Origin of the sequence: Schaalia odontolytica (genome assembly GCF_005696695.1) — a bacterium.
Taxonomy (GTDB): Bacteria; Actinomycetota; Actinomycetes; order Actinomycetales; family Actinomycetaceae; genus Pauljensenia; species Pauljensenia odontolytica_C.
The window spans coordinates 1,868,441-1,887,296 of the sequence record NZ_CP040006.1 but is presented as its reverse complement, the minus strand read 5'-3'; the positions used below and the strand labels follow the sequence as shown (position 1 = coordinate 1,887,296).

Sequence of the window (18,856 nt, the reverse complement as noted above, 5' to 3'; positions counted from 1 at the left end):
ATGAAGCACCTCACGAAGCTCCTCGCCGCGGCGGGAGTTGCAACGCTCGCCTTGGCCGGCTGTGGCGGCGGCGGAGGAACCGCCACCAGCCAGTCCGGCGGGGCGAAGGATGCCACCTCGTTCAAGGCCTGCGCGGTCTCTGACGCCGGCGGCTGGGACGACAAGTCCTTCAACGAGTCCGCCTACGACGGCCTCAAGGCCTCCCAGACCAGCCTCGGAATCCAGATCAACACGGCCGAGTCCAACTCGGACGCGGACTTCAACCCGAACGTTGAGTCCATGGTCTCCGACGGCTGCAACCTGATTATCGGCGTCGGCTTCAACCTGGAGAAGGCCGTCCACACCTCCGCCGACGAGAACAAGGACGTGCACTACGCCCTTATCGACTCCAGCTTCAACGACGGCAACAACAACACGGTGACGCTGGACAACGCGCGTCCGCTGCTGTTCAACACCGCTGAGGCCGCCTACCTGGCCGGCTACGTGGCCGCGGGCATGACCAAGACCGGCAAGGTCGCCACCTTTGGCGGTATCCAGATCCCCTCGGTGACGGTGTTCATGGATGGCTTCGCTGACGGCGTCGCGGCCTACAACAAGGCCAAGGGGACGAACGTGCAGCTGCTCGGTTGGGACAAGGCTTCGCAGAACGGCTCCTTCACGCAGTCCTTCGACGATCAGACGCTCGGCAAGGAGCAGGCCCAGCAGTTCATCTCCCAGGGTGCGGACATCATCATGCCCGTCGCTGGCCCGGTTGGCCTGGGCGCTGCCGCAGCGGCTAAGGCGGATGGCAACACTTGGATCATCGGCGTTGACTCCGACTGGTACGAGGCCAACCCCGACTACTCCTCGATCGTGCTGACCTCGGTCATGAAGGAGATCGGCGCCTCTGTCGAGCAGGCGATCCAGGACTCGGTGAACGGCAAGTTCAGCTCGACCCCGTACGTGGGCACGCTGGCCAACGGCGGTGTCTCGATCGCCCCGTTCCACGATTTCGACGACAAGGTCTCCGCGGAACTCAAGGCAGACCTGACCAAGCTCACGGACGACATCAAGTCCGGCAAGCTCGTCATCGAATCGCAGAACGCCCCGAAGTGACGCGACGCGTGTGGGGCTGGCGGCGGTGACGCTGCCAGCCCCACACGGGCATCGGGGCGGGGCGCCCACCTGCTGGGGAAGGTCGAAGGTATGAAATTAGAGTTGCGGGGGATCACGAAGAGGTTTGGTCCCCTCATCGCCAATGACTCGATTGACTTAACGATCGAGGAAGGGCACATTCACGCGCTGCTGGGAGAGAATGGCGCGGGTAAGTCCACGCTCATGAACGTCCTGTACGGGATGCATGCGCCTGACGAGGGGCAGATCCTCATTGACGGCGAGCCCGTGACGTTCAAGGGTCCCGGCGACGCGGTTGCGGCGGGCATCGGCATGGTGCACCAGCACTTCATGCTCATCCCCGTCTTCACGGTCGCCGAGTCGATCGCCCTGGGCTTTGAGCCGACCGGTCCTGCCGGAATCATCAGTCGTGAGCGTGCCCGCCAGACGGTGCGCGAGGTGTCGGCGCGTTTCGGCTTCGACCTGGACCCCGACGCCCTCATTGAGGATCTGCCGGTGGGTGCCCAACAGCGCGTGGAGATCGTCAAGGCCCTGTCGCGCCAGGCGAAGGTCCTCATCCTCGACGAACCGACGGCGGTGCTCACCCCGCAGGAAACGGACGAGCTGATGACGATCATGCGTCAGCTCGCCGATGCCGGGACCTCGATCGTGTTCATCACCCACAAGCTGCGCGAGGTGCGCGCGGTGGCCGACGAGATCACGGTCATTCGCCGCGGTCGGGTCGTGGGGCACGCGTCCCCGAGCGATTCCGAGGCCTCGCTGGCCACGCAGATGGTCGGGCGCGAGGTGCTCATGCGCGTGGAGAAGGATCCCGCGCGTCCCGCTGGCGGCGGCCTGGCCTTCGAGGACGTGTCCCTGCTGGGCGCGGGCGGAGTGCCGCTGCTTGACCACGTGTCCTTCGACGTTCCCCGCGGCGAGATCCTCGCGGTCGCAGGCGTGCAGGGCAACGGGCAGACGGAGCTTGCCGAGGTGATCCTTGGCCTGCGGACTCCCGACAGTGGCGTGATCCGACTCGAGGACGCGGACATTACCCGCGCGAAGCCTCGCGAGTCCCTGGACGCGGGCGTCGGTTTCATCCCCGAGGACCGGTCGACGGACGGCATCATCGCCTCGTTTTCGATCGCGGACAACCTGGTGCTCGACCAGTTCCGCTCCTCCGCCTTCTCGGCTGCGGGATCCCTCAAGCGCGGCGCGATCGCGCGCAACGCCCGCGACAAGGAAAAGGAATACGACATTCGCCTGACGGCAATCGAGGACCCGGTCTCCTCCCTGTCGGGCGGCAATCAGCAGAAGGTGGTCGTCGCCCGCGAGATGTCGCGTGACCTGACGCTGCTGGTCGCGAATCAGCCGACGCGAGGCGTCGACGTCGGCTCGATCGAGTTCATTCACCGCAGGATCGTGGACGTTCGGGACCAGGGCTGCGCGGTCCTGCTCATCTCCTCGGAGCTCGACGAGGTGGTCTCACTGGCCGACCGCATCGCCGTCATGTACCGCGGCCGCATTGTTGGCATCGTCCCGGCGGACACGGGCCGCGACGTCCTCGGCCTCATGATGGCCGGCGTCCCCCTGGACGAGGCCGTGGCGGCTTCCTCGGGATCCGCTGGGGACGCCGGGACACCTCGAAAGGAGGAGCAATGAGCACGCGTAAGAGTAACGGGCCGGGGATTGCGACCCGGGTCTTTGGCTCCCAGTGGTTCGTATCGGTGCTGGCCGTCCTCATCGCCTTCGCGATCGGCGCGATCCTCATCGCGCTGTCGGGGGCGTCCGTGCTGGACGCCTACTATGCGATGTTCCGCGGCTCCATCGTGGATCCGAACGCGGCGAACGCTGTTCGCATGATCAAGCCGCTGACGGACTCTCTCTTCTATTCGATTCCGCTGATCATCTCGGGCCTGGGTCTGGCGCTCGGCTTCCGTGCCGGCCTGTTCAACATTGGCGGCAAGGGCCAGATCATCGTCGGAGCGCTCGCTGCCGTGTGGGTGGGCTTCGCTGTGAGCCTGCCTCCGGTTGTGCACACGCTGGTGGCCCTCCTCGTCGCGGTGATTGCGGGCGGCCTCTACGGCGGCATCGCTGGCGTCCTCAAGGCGAAGACGGGCGCGAACGAGGTGATCGTGACGATCATGCTCAACTCGATTGCGACGCTGGGCTTGGGATACACGCTCGCGCAGAAGGCATGGCAGGTGCCCGGAACGAATCAGCCGGTGACACCCAAGGTTGCGGAGAGCGCAGCTTTCGCGCGGCTCCTGCCCGCCCCCTTCAAGCTGCATGTAGGGTTCCTGGTTGCCCTGGTCGCCCTCGTCGCCTTCTGGTGGTTGATCGAGCGATCCACGCTGGGATTCCAGATCCGCGCGGTTGGTGCCAACGCGGCAGCCGCCCGCACGGCCGGTATCTCGGTCGAGCGCATCACGGCGATCACGATGGTTCTCTCGGGCGCGTTCCTCGGCCTGGCCGGGGCGAACGAGGCGTTGGGGACCATCGGGTACGTCTCGCGTGACGTGGCCGGTTCGATCGGCTTCGACGCGATCACGGTGGCCCTCCTGGGCCGCAACAAGACCTGGGGAACCTTCGGCGCGGGGCTCCTCTTCGGCGCCTTCAAGGCGGGCGGTTACACGATGCAGGCCAAGGGCGTGCCGATCGACATGATCCTCATCCTGCAGTCGGTCATTGTTCTGCTGATCGCAGCGCCCGCGCTCGTGCGCTGGCTGTTCCGTCTGCCCGATGTCCGCGCGCTCGCGGCTAACACGCGAAAGGGGAACGCCGATGAGCACAAGTGAGTCCGGCGTGGTCGCTCAGGTCGAGGCCAAGCGCTCCTGGAAGCTTCCCGGCATCTACGTCGCCGCCTGCGTGCTGCTCGTGGTATTCGCGGCCGCCGCCCGAGGCGACATGACGCTGCGCCTGAACGACAAGTCGCAGTCCTACTCGATTCCAGACATCGTCATCGCGGGCGCTCCCATCGTGTGGGTGCTCGCCGCCCTGACGATTGCGATCACCGCCTGGACGGTTGCGGCGACGCTGCGGCGCATCACCCAGCCCGAGTGGGCACGCGTCGGTGGCATGGCGGTTGTCGGGCTGTCCACGATCCTGGGCTTCCTGTTCTACGCGGGCTCCGGGTCGTCGGGCGTCGTCACGCTGACCTCGACCCTGGTGTCCACCGTGGCGATCTCGACGCCGCTCATCTTCGGCTCCCTCTCGGGTGTTATCTCGGAGCGCGTGGGCGTCGTTAATATCGCGATTGAGGGTGACCTCCTGGTGGGCGCGTTCGCGGGCGTCATGGCGGCCTCGTACTTCCAGACTCCCTACGCAGGCCTCGTCGCGGCTCCCCTTGCGGGTGCCCTCCTGGGATCCCTCCTGGCCCTCTTCTCCGTCAAATACGGGGTGGATCAGATCATCGTCGGCGTCGTCCTGAACGTCCTGGCCCTGGGCCTGACGACGTTCTTCTACGGCACGATCATGAAGGATGCTCCCGGAAGCCTGAACACCAACCAGTTCTCGCTGTCCGACATCAAGATTCCCGTCCTGTCGGAGATCCCGATCGTCGGTCCGGTCCTGTTCAACCAGTCGATCCTCGTGTACCTCATGTACGCGGCCGTCATCGCCTTGGCCTTCTTCCTGTTCCGCTCCCGGTGGGGCCTGCGGCTGCGGGCCTGCGGTGAGCACCCGCGCGCCGCCGACACGGTGGGCATCAACGTGGGGTGTACGCGCACCCTCAACACGATCCTGGGGTCGTCCTTCGCCGGCCTGGGTGGCGCGTTCTTCACGATCGGCTCCGGCCTGGCCTTCACGGACAACATTTCCGCGGGCAACGGCTACATCGCCTTGGCCGCCATGATCCTGGGCAAGTGGAACCCGCTGGGAGCCATGGGTGCGGCCGTCATGTTCGGCTTCGCGCAGGCCCTGGCCCGGATGCTGCCCAACATCGAGCCCGCGATCCCCGCCGACCTCGTCTCGATGATTCCCTACGTGGTCACGATCGTGGCCGTCGCTGGATTCGTTGGTAAGTCGCGCGCGCCGGCCGCTGAAAATATTCCCTACGTGAAGTGAGAACCCGCATGGATCCAACAGATATTGACTGGGACGCCCTGCTGGCCGAGGCCATCGACGCGATGAAGCACGCGTACTGCCCCTACTCGAACTTCCCCGTGGGGGCCGCGGGACTGACGGCGGACGGCTGGCTCGTTAGCGGATGCAACGTCGAAAACGCCGGATACGGCGTCACTCTGTGCGCCGAGTGCGGCATGGTCTCCGACCTCATCCGCTCCGGCGGAGGCACCCTCGTCGCGGTCGTCGCCGTCAACGGCAACGAGGAGCCGGTGGCCCCGTGCGGGCGCTGCCGCCAGCTTATCTACGAGCATGGCGGGCCCTCCTGCCTGGTCCTCATGCCCGATGGTGTCGCACCCATGACGGAGGTGCTGCCCGGCGCGTTCGGACCCCACGATCTGTCGAGCGTCGCCCAGGCGGCCCCGGCCTCATCGGAAGAGAAAGAAGGACACGATGGCTCTCTTTGATGCCGTTGACATCATCCGCGTCAAGCGCGACGGGGGAGTGCTCACCCCCGACCAGATCGACTGGACGATCGACGCCTACACGAAGGGCGTCATCAAGGACGAGCAGATGGCCGCCCTGGCGATGGCGATCTTCCTGCGCGGCATGGATCGGGGCGAGATCGCCCGCTGGACGGACGCGATGATCCGCTCGGGCGCGCGCATGGACTTCTCCGGTATCGGCAAGCCGACCGCCGACAAGCACTCCACGGGCGGCGTGGGTGACAAGATCACGCTGCCCCTGGCCCCGCTGGTCGCGTGCTTCGGCGTGGCCGTCCCGCAGCTGTCGGGCCGAGGCCTGGGGCACACGGGCGGTACCCTCGATAAGCTCGAGGCGATCCCCGGGTGGCGCGCGCAGCTGAGTAACGACGAGATCATGACTCAGCTGGGGCAGGGCTGTGGCGCGGTCATCTGCGCGGCGGGCTCGGGCCTGGCGCCCGCGGACAAGAAGCTCTACGCCCTGCGCGACATCACCTCGACCGTCGAGTCGATCGCGCTGATCGCCAGTTCCATCATGAGCAAGAAGATCGCAGAGGGCACGGGAGCCCTCGTCCTAGACGTCAAGGTCGGGTCGGGTGCCTTCATGAAGGACCTGGATGCTGCGCGCGAGCTCGCCCGCACGATGGTCGACCTCGGACGCGACGCGGGGGTCGCCACGCGCGCCCTCCTCACAGACATGTCCGTGCCGCTGGGGCGCAAGATCGGCAACGCCCTCGAAGTGGAGGAATCCGTCGAGGTCCTCGCCGGCGGCGGCCCCTCCGACGTCGTCGAGCTGACGTGCGAGCTCGCGCGCAACATGCTCGACCTCGCGGGGGTCCGCGATGCCGACGTGGAGGCCGCGCTGGCGGATGGGCGCGCGATGGACCGCTGGCGCGCGATGATCCGCGAGCAGGGCGGAGACCCGGATGCACCGCTGCCCCGCGCCGCTCACACCCACCAGGTCCTCGCCGAGGCCGGGGGAACCGTGGTCGGCATGGACGCCCTGTCCGTGGGCGTGGCCTCGTGGAGGCTGGGCGCTGGCCGCGCCGTCAAGGAGGATCCCGTGCAGGCGGGCGCCGGCATCGAGATTCATGCAAAGCCGGGCGAGCGCGTCGCGGCGGGCCAACCCCTGCTCACGCTCCACACCGACGACGAGTGGCGCATCGAGCGCGCCCTGGAGTCCCTCTCCGGTGCCATCGAGATCGCCGACGGGGTCGCCCTCGAGCCGCGCAGCGTCGTCCTGGAGACGGTGTCCTAAAGCCGGCGAGGCGCGAGCGAACAGGGAGGAGGAATCGTGGAACGGCGCGACGAACAGTCGATCGAGGCGGTCAAGCTCTACTACCAGCAGGGCCTCAGCCAGGCCGAGGTCGCCACCCGCATGGGCCTGTCGCGCCCCACGGTTGCCAAACTCCTCGCTCATGGCCGCGAGCGCGGCTTCGTGACCATCGAGATCCACGATCCGCGCGAGGATGCCTCGGAGATTGCGCTGCGGCTGGAGAGGCGCTTTGGACTGGCCTGCGCTCGCGTTGCCCATGGCGCGGGCGCGACTGAGGACGAAGCCATTGAGCAGGTCGGCCGCGTCGGTGCCGATGTTGTCACCCAGCTCGTGCGCGACGGTATGAGCGTGGGGATTTCTTGGGGGCGCACGATGAGTGCGCTCGCGGCCCACCTGGCCCGCGCTCCTCGCGTGGGTGTGCGCGTCGTCCAGCTCAAGGGCGGGGCGTCGTTTTCCGAGAGGGCGACGCACGATTTTGAGATCATGCGGTCCTTCTGCGAGGCCTTCGGTGCTGAGCCGCGCTACCTGCCGCTCCCCGTCATTTTCCAGGACACCGCGATGCTCTCGATCGTGCGCCGTGACCGGTCGATCGAGCGGATCCTGGAGGAGGGGCGCGGCGTGGACGTGGCGGTGTTTACCGTCGGTTCCCTGGGTCGCGAGGCCCTCTCGCTCAACCTTGGCCAGCTCGAGGACGACGAGGTGGAGGCGCTCCTGCGCGACGCGGTCGGGGACGCGTGTTCGCGATTTTTCACGCGCGAGGGCGGCGTCGCCCTGGCATCGGTCGACCGCAGGACGGTTGGCATCACGCTCGAGGAGCTGCGCTCTCGCCCTGTGCGGGTGCTCGTTGCCGGCGGGCGTGTGAAAGCGGAGGCGCTGGACACGGCGCTGCACATGGGGTTGGCCACGCACCTGGTGGTCGACCAGGACCTGGCCCTCGCGCTGCTGGAACGGCCGCGCGGGGCAACCCCGCGCGGGGTGCATGATCGCACCCCAAGCGGATGAGAACATTTGTCAAACCACTCGTTGACACATTTCAATTGCACGGCATAGCCTTGCGACAAGGGTAAAGAAGCCTCGACGGAGCCCCGGGCTCCTCGACACCACAGGAGGACACATGCGCTCGACACCGCACATCAACCCCACCGCCCCCATCGCGCCGACGATCCTCCTGCCCGGAGACCCGCTGCGCGCGAAGTTTATTGCCGAGACCTACCTGGAGGACGCGCAGCAGTTCAACGCCGTGCGTAACATGCTGGGCTACACCGGCACGTACCGCGGCACCCCGGTGTCCGTCATGGGCTCGGGTATGGGCATCCCGTCGATTTCGCTGTACGCCCACGAGCTGATCCACGAGTTCGGCTGCACGCGCCTCGTGCGCGTGGGCACATGCGGTGCCCTGCAGCCGGACGTCAACCTGTACGACGTGGTGGTCGCCCAGGCCGCCTGCTCGAACTCGGCGTTCCTGGATCAGTACCAGATCCCCGGTTCCTACGCGCCGATCGGCTCCTTCCGCCTCATCGAGGACGTGGTGCGTCGTGCCCGTGAGGCCGACGTGCCGATCCACGTGGGCAACATCCTCTCCTCTGACACGTTCTACAACGCGAACCCGACCTTCAACGAGGCCTGGCAGCGCATGGGCGTTCTCGCGATCGAGATGGAGTCCGCGGGCCTGTACGCCACCGCCGCCCACGCGGGCGTCGAGGCCGTGGGTATCTTCACCGTCTCGGACTCCCTGGTGACGGGCGAGGCCACCGATGCCCAGGCGCGTCAGACGTCCTTTACCACCATGATGGAGCTGGCCCTGCCCCTGGCCCAGCTGTGATGCGACAAGAAAGTAGTTCCATGAACAAGCGTGACGTGGCCGCGATGATTGACCACACGATCCTCAAGCCCGAGGCAACCAAGGCGGACGTGGCCCGCATCGTCGAGGAGGGCGCCGCAGCCGGCACCTTCTCGGTGTGCGTGTCCCCCTCGATGCTGCCCCTCGACGTCCCCGAGGGCCTGAAGGTCGCCTGCGTGGTCGGCTTCCCCTCGGGCGCGGTCAAGCCCCAGGTCAAGGCCTTCGAGGCCGCCCAGGCCGTCGCCGACGGCGCGGACGAAATCGACATGGTCATCAACATCGAGCTGATCAAGGACGCGCGCCTCCGCGAGCTCGAGGAAGAGATCGCGGCCGTGCGCCGCGCCGTCCCCGCGCCTCGCATCCTGAAGGTCATCATCGAGTCCGCCGCGCTGACGGACGACGAGATCGTCGCCGCATGCACCGCCTCGGTGGCCGCGGGCGCGGATTTCGTCAAGACCTCGACGGGCTTCCACCCCGCGGGCGGCGCCTCGACCCACGCGGTCGCGCTCATGCGCGCCACGGTCGGCGACGCCCTGGGGGTCAAGGCCTCGGGTGGCATCCGCGACGCCGAGACCGCCCTGGCCATGATCGAGGCCGGAGCCTCCCGCCTGGGAGTGTCCGCAACCAACGCCATCCTGGCAGGACTGGAGGACTGAGACGATGGAGCTGCTCGAGCGTGCCCGCCAGTGGGCGAGCCACGACCCGGACCCCGCCACGGCCTCGGCCCTGAGCGCCGACATCGAGGCCGCACAGGGCGGCGACGAGGAGGCTGCGGCCCGCGTCGGTGCGGCCATGAACGGCCCCCTCCAGTTCGGCACCGCCGGCCTGCGAGGCGTCGTCGGTCCGGGCGAGTCCCGCATGAACCTCGCGGTCGTCATCCGCGCGACCGCAGGCCTGTGCGAGGTCGTCAAGCGCCACGCAACCGGCACCCCCACGCTGGTGGTCGGCTGCGACGCCCGCTACGGGTCCTCCGAATTCGCCACGGCCGCCTGCCGCGTCGCTTCGGCCGCCGGCGTGCGCGTCCTCGCGCTGCCCCAGGCCAACCCGACCCCGCTCACCTCCTTCTCGATGCTGCACTTCGACGCGGACGCGGGCGTCATGGTGACCGCCTCCCACAACCCCGCCCCGGACAACGGCTACAAGGTCTACCTGGGTGGCACCGTCGCGCAGGGCGACGGGCGCGGTGTCCAGATCGTCCCGCCCTTCGACGCGGAGATCGCGGCGGCCATCGAGGCCGCGCCGCCCGCGGACGAGGTCCCGATGAATGACGACCTTATCGAGGCCGTGGACCCGCGTGAGGAATACGTGGCCTGCGCGTCCGCCCTGGCCTCGGGCGAGGCCTCAGCCCGTGAGGACCTGCGCATCGTCCTGACCGCCATGCACGGCGTTGGCGCCGCGATCACCTCGCGCGTCCTGGCCGAGGCCGGTTTCTCCAACGTCTCCCTCGTGGCGGCGCAGGCCGATCCCGATCCGGACTTCCCGACCGTGCCCTTCCCCAACCCCGAAGAGGCCGGCGCCCTCGACATGGCGATCGAGCAGGCGCGCGAGCAGGGGGCCGACCTCATCATCGCGGTCGACCCCGACGCGGACCGCTGCGCGCTCGCGGTGCCTGACCCCGCCTCGGAGACGGGATGGAGTCCGCTGAGCGGCGACCAGATCGGCTCGCTGCTGGGCGAGTTCCTGGCTTCGCGCGGCATGACGGGGTCGCTCGCGAACTCGATTGTGTCTTCGCGTCTGCTCTCGCGTATTGCCCGTGCCCACGGCCTGGAGCACCACACGACGCTCACCGGTTTCAAGTGGATCGCCCGGGCCCCGGGCCTCGGCTTCGGCTATGAGGAGGCCATTGGCTTTTGCCCCGATCCGGGCCACGTGCGCGACAAGGACGGCATCGCGACCTCGGTCGTCGCCGCCTCCCTGGTGGCCGCCCTCAAGGCGCAGGGGCGCAGCGTGTGGGACGAGCTGGAGCGCCTGGCGCGACTGCACGGCCTACACGTGAGCTCGCCGCTGACCTTCCGCGTCGAGCAGATCGAGCAGATCGCCAGCGGCATGGCACGCCTGCGTGCCCAGCCGCCGAGTGTCCTGGCCGGCTCTCCCGTCGTCGAGGTCTCGGACCTGTCGCAGGGATACCGCGGCCTGCCGCCCACGGACGGCGTCCTCGTGCTCACCGAGGCGGGGGACCGCGTCATCGCGCGCCCCTCGGGCACCGAGCCAAAGCTCAAGTGCTACCTCGAGGTGATCCTGCCGGTCGCCGAGGGGGAGCCGCTGCCCTGGGAGCAGGCGCGCGAGCGCCTCGACGCAATTAAGGCTGCTTTCGCCGAGATTATCGGCCTGTAGAGGCGAATCGGGACTCCGTCGGCGTATTTTCTGTGGGTATAGCCCTGCGTGAAGAAATAGATAACGCTATACTTGCGTATATGGCAACTCACAGTGAATCGCTGGCGGAGACCCTTCCCTTCGCCGACCGGCCCGTCGAGAAGGCGCCCGGCCACTGGGTCCTTGCGCGCGCCGGAAAGACGGTGCTGCGCCCCGGCGGTCTCGCCCTCAGTACGTGGGCGCTCAAGCGTGCCGTGTTGCCCGGCTCGGACGTCGTCGAGTTCGCGCCCGGCCTGGGCGTCACGGCCTCGGCGATTATTGAGGTAGGCCCCGCCTCCTACGTCGGCGTGGAGCGCGATCCGAACGCCTCCGCGCGCGTGGATGCCATCGCCTCGGGTGTGGGGCGCTGCGTGAATGCTGATGCCGCTGAGACCGGCCTGCCGGACGAGAGCGCGGACGTCGTCGTCGGCGAAGCTATGCTCTCCATGCAGGGAGAGAAAGCCAAACGCGCCATCATGGGCGAGGCCGCGCGCATCCTGCGCCCCGGCGGCCGGTACGTCATCCACGAGCTGGCGATGCGCCCCGACTCCATCGCGGAAGAACCCGCCACCGAGATCCGCCGCGCGCTGGCACGCGCCATCAATGTCAACGCCCGGCCCCTCACGGTCGCCGACTGGAGGCGCGCGCTCGAAGAGGTTGGCCTCGTCGTGGAGGAAACACGCACGGCTCCGATGGCCCTCCTCAAGCCCGGCCGCATGATCGCCGACGAGGGCGTGCTCGGAGCGCTGCGTATCATGCGCAACGTCGCGCGGGACAAAGACCTGCGTGAACGCGTCACGACAATGGCGCGCACGTTTAAGAAATATGATCGACACCTGTGCGGCGTCGCCATCGTCGCGCGCAAACCCAAGGAGAGCCAATGAGCCTGTCGCCCGAATCGAACACCGAGGTCCCCACGCCCATCATGACGGACCTGCAGGACATCGCCTCGATGATCCAGATCAACGAGGAAGCCACGGTGTCGCGCACCGTCATGCACGCAGAGGGCGTGCGCCTGGTCCTCTTCAGCTTCGATAAGGACGAGATCCTCAGCGAGCACACCGCCGCGATGCCCGTCATCCTGCACACCCTTGAGGGTGCCCTGGAGATCGAGGCCGACGGTCGCACCGTCGTCCTGAAGCCCGGCGACGTCATCCACTTCGGCACGCGCCTGCCGCACGCCGTGCGCGCGCTCGAGCCCTCGAAGATGGCCCTGTACATGCTCGACCGTCGCGAGCGCCCCAAGGCCTGAGACCCCGACACTGTGCGGCGGGCCCCGTCCTCGTGAGGTGATGCACGAGGCCGGGGCCCGTTTGTCGTATCCGCGCGGGGCGGGCGGGGCGGCGGCGCCCCGCGGAGGTTTACTTCAGCGACGCCTTGCCGGCGCCCTTCGCGACCAGCCAGAGGCCGACCTCGACGATGAGGCCTGAGACGATGAAGACGATGGGCACGGAGATGCGCGCGTCCATGAGGGTGGTGGCGGCCAGGGCGATGCCGTGGGCGGTGCCCAGGACGCCGCCGCCGAAGAGGATGGGCCAGGCAGCGCGGTGGGCGCGCTCCCAAGCCTGCGAGCCGGGCTCGACGCCCTGAAGGCGCAGCCCCAGGGGAGGTCGGCACACGCCGGCGCGCGCGGTCAGGCCCGACGCGAACAGGTAGAGCCCACCCGCGATGAGAGCAACGGCGAGAATCAGGAAGGCAACGATCAGTCCGACGTGCACGGGAACCCCTCGAAAGATAAGCGTTTCACGGCCGTTTCACGAAGGGCCGCGCGACCATTCTACCCGGCCCCGGCCTCGTCACCGCGCACGCGGCCCCGAAGAGGATCCACCAGCGGCGCCGGGCAGATGGGGACGTGAACGCGCCGGTGCGCCGGGTGGGGCGCTTCGTGTGCGCGGACGAGGCCGGGGTGTGGGAGGCAGCCTTGCGTTGCGCGGGGGAGGTCAACGCGTTCACAGGACGGCTCCTCTCCTGGCCTGGCGCAGCACGAGCGCGGTGAGTAAGCCAAGGGGCGGTGCTCGCGTGAGCACCGCCCCTCAGGAAACAGCTCGGCTTGCCGAGCGTGTGTCAGGTTAGTCGACCAGGCCCTTCACGGCCTCGTCGAGTTCGGCGACCCAATCCGCGCCCGACACGTCCGAGGGCATGCGCCAATCCCCGCGCGGGGACAGTGAGCCGCCGGCCATGACCTTCGGGCCGTTGGGCAGGGCGCTGCGCTTGAACTGCTGGCTGAAGAAACGCCACAGGAACAGGCGCTCCCACTTGACGATCTCCTCGAGCGAGTACGCGACCTTGTCCTCCTCGGGGAAGCCGACCGGCCAGGAGCCCACCGAGGCGTCCGACCAGGCCTTCTCCGCCAGGAAGGCGATCTTCGAGGGGCGCGCGCCGCGACGCAGCACGTGGTACAGCGTGAAGTCCTGCAGGTTGTAGGGGCCGATCTTGTCCTGCGTGGACTGCATCTTCTCGCCCGGCTTGGCGGGAACCAGCTCGGGGGAGATCTCCGTGTGGAGGATCGACAGGAGTACCTCGCCAACGCGGTCGTCGAACTGCTTGGAGGCCACGACCCAGCGGATCAGGTGCTGCATGAGGGTCTTCGGCACGCCCGTGTTGACCGCGTAGTGGCTCATCTGGTCGCCCACGCCGTACGTGCACCAGCCCAGCGCCAGCTCGGACAGGTCTCCCGTACCCAGCACGATGCCGCCCAGGTGGTTGGCCAGGCGGAACAGGTAGTCGGTGCGCAGGCCCGCCTGGACGTTCTCGAACGTCACGTCGTAGGTGGCCTCGCCCTCGCCGTAGGGGTGCCCGATGTCCTCCAGCATCTGCGTGGCAGCCGGACGGATATCGATCTCCTCGAAGGACGTGCCCAGGTACTGGCACAGCAGGGTCGCGTTCTTCTTCGTGCGCTCGGAGGTGGCGAAACCGGGCAGCGTGTAGCACAGGATGTCCGTGCGCGGACGGCCCAGCAAGTCCATTGCGTGCGCGGCCACGACCAGCGCGTGCGTGGAATCCAGGCCGCCGGAGACGCCGATGACGATCTTCGGGTTGCCGATCGCGCGCAGGCGCTGGACCAGGCCGGCCACCTGAATGTTGTAGGCCTCGTAGCAGTCCTGCTCCAGGCGCGTGGGATCGTTGGGGACGAAGGGGAAGCGGTTGACTGCTCGCTCCAGGCCCAGGTCGGTGCGCGGCGGGTCGAGCGTGAACTCGACCTCCTGTGGGGCCATGCGCTCGTCGCCCGCGAAGTAGCGCTGTGCGTTGTCCGTGAACGAGTTCTGGCGCTTGCGCTCGGTGCGCAGGCGCTCCAGGTCCACGTCGGCGATCGTGATGTGGGTGCCCTCCTGGAAGCGTTCGCCGATCGCGAGGCGATCCCCGGCCTCGTAAATCATGGTTTCGCCGTCCCAGGCGAGGTCCGTGCTGGACTCGCCGATGCCGGCGGCCGTGTACACGTAGGCCGCGCAGCAGCGCGAGGAGATTGAGCGCACCATGAGCTCGCGGTCGGCGCCGCGTCCCACGGTGATGGGGGAGGCCGACAGGTTGGCCAGGACGGTCGCACCCGCGAGCGCCAGCTCCGTCGATGGGGTGACGGGGACCCACATGTCCTCGCAGACTTCGATGCCGACCGTCAGGCCGGGCACGTCGTCAGCGGACAGGAGGGCCTGGCCGAAGGGAACCCACACGGGGCCGCCGCTGAATTCCTCGACGCCGCCCCACGGCACCTCGATGCGCTCGCAGGCGCGCGGGGGCATAGTGACGAAGTGGCGCTTCTCGTAGAACTCGCGGTAGTTGGGCAGGTGGGACTTGGGGACGATCGCCAGCACGCGGCCGCGGTGGATGGCGACGGCGCAGTTGTACAGGGCGTTGTCCTTGCGCAGGGGCGCGCCCACGATGAGGAGGGGGAGCAGGTCGGCGCTGGCCTCGACGATCTGTGCGAGGGCCTTCTCGACGTTATCGAGCAGCACGTCCTGCAGGAACAGGTCGTCGATGGCGTAGCCGGAGACGCACAGTTCGGGGAATACGCCCATCGCGACGCCGCGCGCATCAAGCTCGCGGGCGGCGTCGATGATCTCGCGCGCGTTCTCGAACGGGCGGGCGGGGTGTACGGGCAGGGTCACGGCGGCAACGCGCGCAAAGCCCTGATCGTAGAGGGAATGGAAGTTCATGGTTCTCCTTCGGTACTGGGCTATTCTTGCGCACTCGGCGCGCTCGCGCTCTTCATCGACGAGGCCGGGGCTGGGGCGGGTGGGCGGCGCAGGGGCGGGTCGAGGACGAAGGCCGTAGCATCGACGCCCGGGACGAGTCGGTAGAGGGCGGCCGGGCGCCCGGCACCCTCGCGCACCGTGCCGCCCGTTGGTTCGATGAATGACGCGGTTTTTGTTGCTTTTCGATGAAAATTGCGCGGGTCGAGCGCCGATCCCCAGATGGCTTCGTACGTGTTGCGCAGCTGCGTGATCGTGAACTCGGGGCCGCAGAAGGATGTGGCCAGGGGTGAATATTCGATCTTGGAGCGGGCGCGCTCCACGCCGTCCGCGAGGATTCTCGCGTGGTCGAAGGCGAGGGGCGAGGTGGGCGCAAGGAGGGCGTCGACGGGGTGCCACAGGGCTCCCGTGGCGTCGCCTCCTGCCTGGGTGGGCGAAAACGAGGGGGCGAGGAGGAGGTAGGCGACGGAGAGGATGGGGCCGCGCGGATCGCGGCCCTCCGGCCCGTAGGAGAAGAGCTGTTCGAGGTGTCCCGGCGGAGTGACGCCGGTTTCCTCCTCGAGTTCGCGCGCTGCGGCCTCTTCGGTCTGTTCGCCCTCGCGTAGAAAGCCGCCGGGAAGTGCCAGGTGGTCCTTGAAAGGCTCGATTCCGCGCCGCACGACGAGGGCGTGGAGCGTGTGGTCGATGACCGTCAGGGCGACGATGTCGACCGCGACGGGAATGGTCAGGGGTGAGGTCATGGTGCAAGCCTAGCCTATTTGTGTCGAGTTGACATTAAATGCGATGAGGGGTTATCGTCATCCTGACATAAACAAGTGGTTCGCCACCCAACCAAGGAGTCATCATGGGAACCCTTCGCCACCACCCTTTCCTCATCCGCTACCAGGGCGGCGCCGGCGATCACGTCGTCCAGATCCGCGCCGGACGCACGATCCGATCCGGCGTCGGCCAGTCCTTCTGGCTGCGAGCCGGCCGCTGCGCGCTCGCCGAGGTGCCCACCGCTAACCGGGCCCACAGCTTCCTCGTGCAGGCGACCACCGCGGATCAGCAGAACATCAACGCGCAGGTTGCCATCACCTACCACATCGAGGACGCAGAAGCCGCCGCCGCACACTACGACTTCGGGCTCTACCCGCGCGAAGTGGGAGCAGACGCCCAGGGACTGTGGCAGATCGACGAAACCGTCACCCGCATCGCCTTCTCCGCCCTGGCCTCGGCAATCGGCGAGATGACCCTCTCCGACGCTATTAGTGGCTCCCTGGAGAAGGTTGGTCACGTGCTCACCCAAGCCTTCGCGGACGATCATCAGCTGCGCGCCACCGGCGTTGCCGTCGTCGACGCGCGCCTGCTGAGCCTGCGCCCGGACGAAGGGGTCGAATCCTCCCTGCGCGCCCCGCTCCTCGAGCAACTCCAGGCCGAGGCCGACCGCGCCCTCTACGAACGCCGGGCGCTCGCCGTCGAGCGCGAGTCCCAGATCTCCGCAAACGAGATGCAATCCAAGCTCGACCTGGCCCGCAAGCGTGCCGACCTCGTCGACCAGGAAGGCCATAACGCCAGGCGCGAAGCCGAAGAGAAGGCCGCGGCGGACGCTATTGAGGTCGAAGCGGAAGCGCGCCGTATCACCGAAAAAGCCAAGGCGTACGAAGTCGACTGGAACACCGCGGGCCGCGCCCGCATCGCCAACGACGCTGCCTACATCCAGGCGCTCGCGCAGGCCGGGCCCGAGGTGGCGCGTGCCCTCGCGCTGAAGGAAATGGCGAAGAACATGCCGTCCTTCGGGAACATCACCATCACTGCCGACGTGCTCAGCGATCTTGTCGCTGCCTTCACCGGCTCGTCGAAGGCGGGACAGTAGTCATGCGCCGCCGCGCCGTCATCGTCCGACGCCCCACCGAGTTCGACGAGCTCATGGACCGCTACTCCACGCGCGGCCAGGTCGAATTCGTCCTGCGCAGCCGCGGGCGCACCCTCGAGTCCGTCGAGCGCGCGCACGAGTCTCACGTGGCCGCCCTGGCTCGCGTGCGGGCAGGAATACCGGACGGGTGGGCGAGCGCCGACGTGGAGCGTGATTCCCTGTCGCGCTTCCTTTTCGCCCCCGAGGACGTCATCGTCGTCGTGGGACCCGACGGTCTGGTCGCCAACGTCGCCAAGTATGCGGGCGACCAGGCCGTGGTCGGCGTCAACTCGGTCCCTCAGTCGAACGCCGGCGTACTCGTCCGATGCACTCCCGACCAGGGGGTCGCGGCCCTCGGTCGTATCGACGCGGGCGGCGACCTGCGGGTGGACCAGCTGACCATGGTGCGGGCGACCGCCGACGACTCTCGCACGCTCACCGCCCTCAACGAGGTATTTGTTGGGCACCCGAGCCATCAGAGCGCACGCTACGAGCTGGCCCTCGGACCCCGTGTGGAGCGACAGTCCTCCTCGGGCGTCGTCGTCTCCACCGGGACCGGGGCGACCGGGTGGGGCGCCTCCCTCAAGCGCGGCCGCCACATGGGGGACCTGCCCGCTCCGACCTCGCGCTCGCTCGCGTGGTTCGTGCGCGAGGCGTGGCCCTCGCCCTTCACCGGCGTCGAGTACACCGAGGGGATCCTGGACGAGGACGAAGACCTCAGCCTCGTCGTCGCCTCCGAATCCCTCGTGCTGTTCGGCGATGGCATGGAGTCCGACCGGCTGACCCTCACCTGGGGCCAAAGCGTGCGGATTTCGCGCGCCCCGCGGGCCCTGTCCCTCGTGGACCCCGCGGGCCTGGGGGAGGGCTGATCCTGCGGGGTCGTGCGCCAACGCCTACGCAGGCAGAACACCCCGTGCGCGCAGCTGGTCCATGACGCGGTCGAGGGTCGCGCCCACCGGCTCACGGATGATCAGGTCGGCATGCGCATCCGCCGAGGTCGGGGTGGCGTTCATGAGCACCAGGTGGTCCCCGGAGAAGTAGTTGATGAGGCCCGCCGCCGGGTAGACCACGAGGGACGTGCCCGCCACGATCAGCGTGGATGCCCGCGCGATGGCGGACACGGCGGCCTCGATGACGCCCTCGTCGAGGCATTCGCCGTACATGACGATGTCGGGGCGCATCTGCGAGGCGCACGAGGGGCACGCGGGCACGGGATCCCCGTCAACCGTGACGGCATCGCCTAGTGACGCGACTGTCCCGCAGCTCGTGCATACGAGCCGCTCCCAGTTGCCGTGCAGCTCCCATACGGAGCGCGACCCGGCCCGCTGGTGCAGGCCGTCAATGTTCTGCGTGATGACAGCATCGAGGAGCCCGGCGCCCTCCAACGCGGCCAGGGTCCTGTGCGCGCCGTTGGGCTCCACCGGACGGTAGATCTCGTGGAACCACTCCCAGTAGGCCTGCGGGTGTCGCTCAAAGAAGTCAATGCTCAGCACCGTCTCGAGGGGGATCTCGCGCTCCTGAAAGTAGAAGCCGTTCGCCCCGCGAAAATCGGGGATCCCGGACTCGGTCGAGACGCCTGCGCCGCCGAAAAACACGGTCGATGGGGAAGCAGCAATCCAGTCCGCCAGGGTGGAAACGTCGCTGTTCATGAGGCCCTCCTCAGGATGACTACTC

At 68.0% G+C, this 18,856-nt stretch carries 19 protein-coding genes; 14 read left to right on the top strand and 5 right to left on the bottom strand.

Annotated features, from left to right (window positions below; translation table 11 throughout):
* The 12 genes from FBF35_RS08395 to FBF35_RS08340 all read left to right on the top strand — a co-directional run bounded on the left by FBF35_RS08395 (position 1) and on the right by FBF35_RS08340 (position 12,353).
* Complete coding sequence (locus FBF35_RS08395) at positions 1-1,095, top strand: BMP family protein (protein WP_060565741.1); 1,095 nt, start codon at positions 1-3, stop codon at positions 1,093-1,095.
* Positions 1,096-1,185: 90 nt separating this feature from the next.
* On the top strand, positions 1,186-2,751 hold the full coding sequence (locus tag FBF35_RS08390) for an ABC transporter ATP-binding protein (protein ID WP_060565740.1): 1,566 nt from the start codon (positions 1,186-1,188) through the stop codon (positions 2,749-2,751).
* Positions 2,748-3,887 (top strand): ABC transporter permease, encoded by a 1,140-nt coding sequence (locus FBF35_RS08385; protein WP_060565739.1) that lies wholly within the window; start codon positions 2,748-2,750, stop codon positions 3,885-3,887. The genes FBF35_RS08390 and FBF35_RS08385 overlap by 4 nt, the downstream gene beginning before the upstream one ends.
* Positions 3,874-5,154, top strand: coding sequence for an ABC transporter permease (locus FBF35_RS08380; protein ID WP_060565738.1), 1,281 nt, complete (start codon positions 3,874-3,876; stop codon positions 5,152-5,154). The genes FBF35_RS08385 and FBF35_RS08380 overlap by 14 nt, the downstream gene beginning before the upstream one ends.
* Before the next feature lie 8 nt (positions 5,155-5,162).
* Positions 5,163-5,618: a cytidine deaminase gene (locus FBF35_RS08375; protein ID WP_060565737.1), complete on the top strand. Its 456-nt coding sequence runs from the start codon at positions 5,163-5,165 to the stop codon at positions 5,616-5,618.
* Positions 5,605-6,891 carry a thymidine phosphorylase gene (locus tag FBF35_RS08370; protein WP_060565736.1) on the top strand — a complete coding sequence of 429 codons (1,287 nt, stop codon included), beginning with the start codon at positions 5,605-5,607 and terminating at the stop codon, positions 6,889-6,891. Before FBF35_RS08375 ends, FBF35_RS08370 begins: the two co-directional genes overlap by 14 nt.
* Before the next feature lie 36 nt (positions 6,892-6,927).
* Positions 6,928-7,911, top strand: a complete 984-nt coding sequence (locus tag FBF35_RS08365; protein ID WP_060565735.1) for a sugar-binding transcriptional regulator — start codon at positions 6,928-6,930, stop codon at positions 7,909-7,911.
* A 112-nt stretch (positions 7,912-8,023) separates the two neighbouring features.
* Positions 8,024-8,731 carry a purine-nucleoside phosphorylase gene (deoD, locus tag FBF35_RS08360; RefSeq protein WP_060565734.1) on the top strand — a complete coding sequence of 236 codons (708 nt, stop codon included), beginning with the start codon at positions 8,024-8,026 and terminating at the stop codon, positions 8,729-8,731.
* Positions 8,732-8,751: 20 nt separating this feature from the next.
* Entirely contained in the window at positions 8,752-9,405 is a 654-nt protein-coding gene (gene deoC, locus FBF35_RS08355) for a deoxyribose-phosphate aldolase (protein WP_060565733.1), read from the top strand.
* A 4-nt stretch (positions 9,406-9,409) separates the two neighbouring features.
* Positions 9,410-11,083, top strand: a complete 1,674-nt coding sequence (locus tag FBF35_RS08350) for a phospho-sugar mutase (protein WP_060565732.1) — start codon at positions 9,410-9,412, stop codon at positions 11,081-11,083.
* Positions 11,084-11,163: 80 nt separating this feature from the next.
* On the top strand, positions 11,164-11,985 hold the full coding sequence (locus FBF35_RS08345; protein WP_060565731.1) for a class I SAM-dependent methyltransferase: 822 nt from the start codon (positions 11,164-11,166) through the stop codon (positions 11,983-11,985).
* Positions 11,982-12,353 (top strand): cupin domain-containing protein, encoded by a 372-nt coding sequence (locus tag FBF35_RS08340; protein WP_060565730.1) that lies wholly within the window; start codon positions 11,982-11,984, stop codon positions 12,351-12,353. Before FBF35_RS08345 ends, FBF35_RS08340 begins: the two co-directional genes overlap by 4 nt.
* 109 nt (positions 12,354-12,462) lie before the next feature.
* On the opposite strand, the gene FBF35_RS08335 is transcribed toward FBF35_RS08340, so the two are convergent.
* The 4 genes from FBF35_RS08335 to FBF35_RS08320 all read right to left on the bottom strand — a co-directional run bounded on the left by FBF35_RS08335 (position 12,463) and on the right by FBF35_RS08320 (position 16,028).
* Positions 12,463-12,819, bottom strand: coding sequence for a hypothetical protein (locus FBF35_RS08335; RefSeq protein ID WP_060565729.1), 357 nt, complete (start codon positions 12,817-12,819; stop codon positions 12,463-12,465).
* A 25-nt stretch (positions 12,820-12,844) separates the two neighbouring features.
* Positions 12,845-13,054 (bottom strand): hypothetical protein, encoded by a 210-nt coding sequence (locus tag FBF35_RS08330; RefSeq protein ID WP_082632805.1) that lies wholly within the window; start codon positions 13,052-13,054, stop codon positions 12,845-12,847.
* Positions 13,055-13,170: 116 nt separating this feature from the next.
* Positions 13,171-15,252 carry an NAD(+) synthase gene (locus tag FBF35_RS08325; RefSeq protein WP_060565728.1) on the bottom strand — a complete coding sequence of 694 codons (2,082 nt, stop codon included), beginning with the start codon at positions 15,250-15,252 and terminating at the stop codon, positions 13,171-13,173.
* Positions 15,253-15,272: 20 nt separating this feature from the next.
* On the bottom strand, positions 15,273-16,028 hold the full coding sequence (locus tag FBF35_RS08320; protein ID WP_060565727.1) for an NUDIX hydrolase: 756 nt from the start codon (positions 16,026-16,028) through the stop codon (positions 15,273-15,275).
* Positions 16,029-16,132: 104 nt separating this feature from the next.
* Between FBF35_RS08320 and FBF35_RS08315 the strand changes: the two genes are divergently transcribed.
* Complete coding sequence (locus tag FBF35_RS08315; RefSeq protein WP_060565726.1) at positions 16,133-17,143, top strand: SPFH domain-containing protein; 1,011 nt, start codon at positions 16,133-16,135, stop codon at positions 17,141-17,143.
* A 2-nt stretch (positions 17,144-17,145) separates the two neighbouring features.
* Positions 17,146-18,051: a hypothetical protein gene (locus tag FBF35_RS08310; protein ID WP_060565725.1), complete on the top strand. Its 906-nt coding sequence runs from the start codon at positions 17,146-17,148 to the stop codon at positions 18,049-18,051.
* 24 nt (positions 18,052-18,075) lie between these two features.
* Here FBF35_RS08310 and FBF35_RS08305 read toward each other — a convergent pair whose 3' ends face one another.
* A complete protein-coding gene (locus tag FBF35_RS08305; RefSeq protein WP_060565724.1) occupies positions 18,076-18,831 on the bottom strand; it encodes an NAD-dependent protein deacylase in 756 nt (251 codons plus the stop codon).
* Positions 18,832-18,856 lie beyond the last annotated feature (25 nt).

Coding starts and splice junctions, on each gene's coding strand:
- deoD (WP_060565734.1), top strand. CDS start 8,024: ATGCGCTCGACACCGCACATCAACCCCACCGCCCCCATCGCGCCGACG.
- FBF35_RS08395 (WP_060565741.1), top strand. CDS start 1: ATGAAGCACCTCACGAAGCTCCTCGCCGCGGCGGGAGTTGCAACGCTC.
- FBF35_RS08320 (WP_060565727.1), bottom strand. CDS start 16,028: ATGACCTCACCCCTGACCATTCCCGTCGCGGTCGACATCGTCGCCCTG.
- FBF35_RS08305 (WP_060565724.1), bottom strand. CDS start 18,831: ATGAACAGCGACGTTTCCACCCTGGCGGACTGGATTGCTGCTTCCCCA.
- FBF35_RS08375 (WP_060565737.1), top strand. CDS start 5,163: ATGGATCCAACAGATATTGACTGGGACGCCCTGCTGGCCGAGGCCATC.
- FBF35_RS08310 (WP_060565725.1), top strand. CDS start 17,146: ATGCGCCGCCGCGCCGTCATCGTCCGACGCCCCACCGAGTTCGACGAG.
- FBF35_RS08390 (WP_060565740.1), top strand. CDS start 1,186: ATGAAATTAGAGTTGCGGGGGATCACGAAGAGGTTTGGTCCCCTCATC.
- FBF35_RS08345 (WP_060565731.1), top strand. CDS start 11,164: ATGGCAACTCACAGTGAATCGCTGGCGGAGACCCTTCCCTTCGCCGAC.
- FBF35_RS08350 (WP_060565732.1), top strand. CDS start 9,410: ATGGAGCTGCTCGAGCGTGCCCGCCAGTGGGCGAGCCACGACCCGGAC.
- FBF35_RS08340 (WP_060565730.1), top strand. CDS start 11,982: ATGAGCCTGTCGCCCGAATCGAACACCGAGGTCCCCACGCCCATCATG.
- FBF35_RS08385 (WP_060565739.1), top strand. CDS start 2,748: ATGAGCACGCGTAAGAGTAACGGGCCGGGGATTGCGACCCGGGTCTTT.
- FBF35_RS08315 (WP_060565726.1), top strand. CDS start 16,133: ATGGGAACCCTTCGCCACCACCCTTTCCTCATCCGCTACCAGGGCGGC.
- deoC (WP_060565733.1), top strand. CDS start 8,752: ATGAACAAGCGTGACGTGGCCGCGATGATTGACCACACGATCCTCAAG.
- FBF35_RS08380 (WP_060565738.1), top strand. CDS start 3,874: ATGAGCACAAGTGAGTCCGGCGTGGTCGCTCAGGTCGAGGCCAAGCGC.
- FBF35_RS08370 (WP_060565736.1), top strand. CDS start 5,605: ATGGCTCTCTTTGATGCCGTTGACATCATCCGCGTCAAGCGCGACGGG.
- FBF35_RS08325 (WP_060565728.1), bottom strand. CDS start 15,252: ATGAACTTCCATTCCCTCTACGATCAGGGCTTTGCGCGCGTTGCCGCC.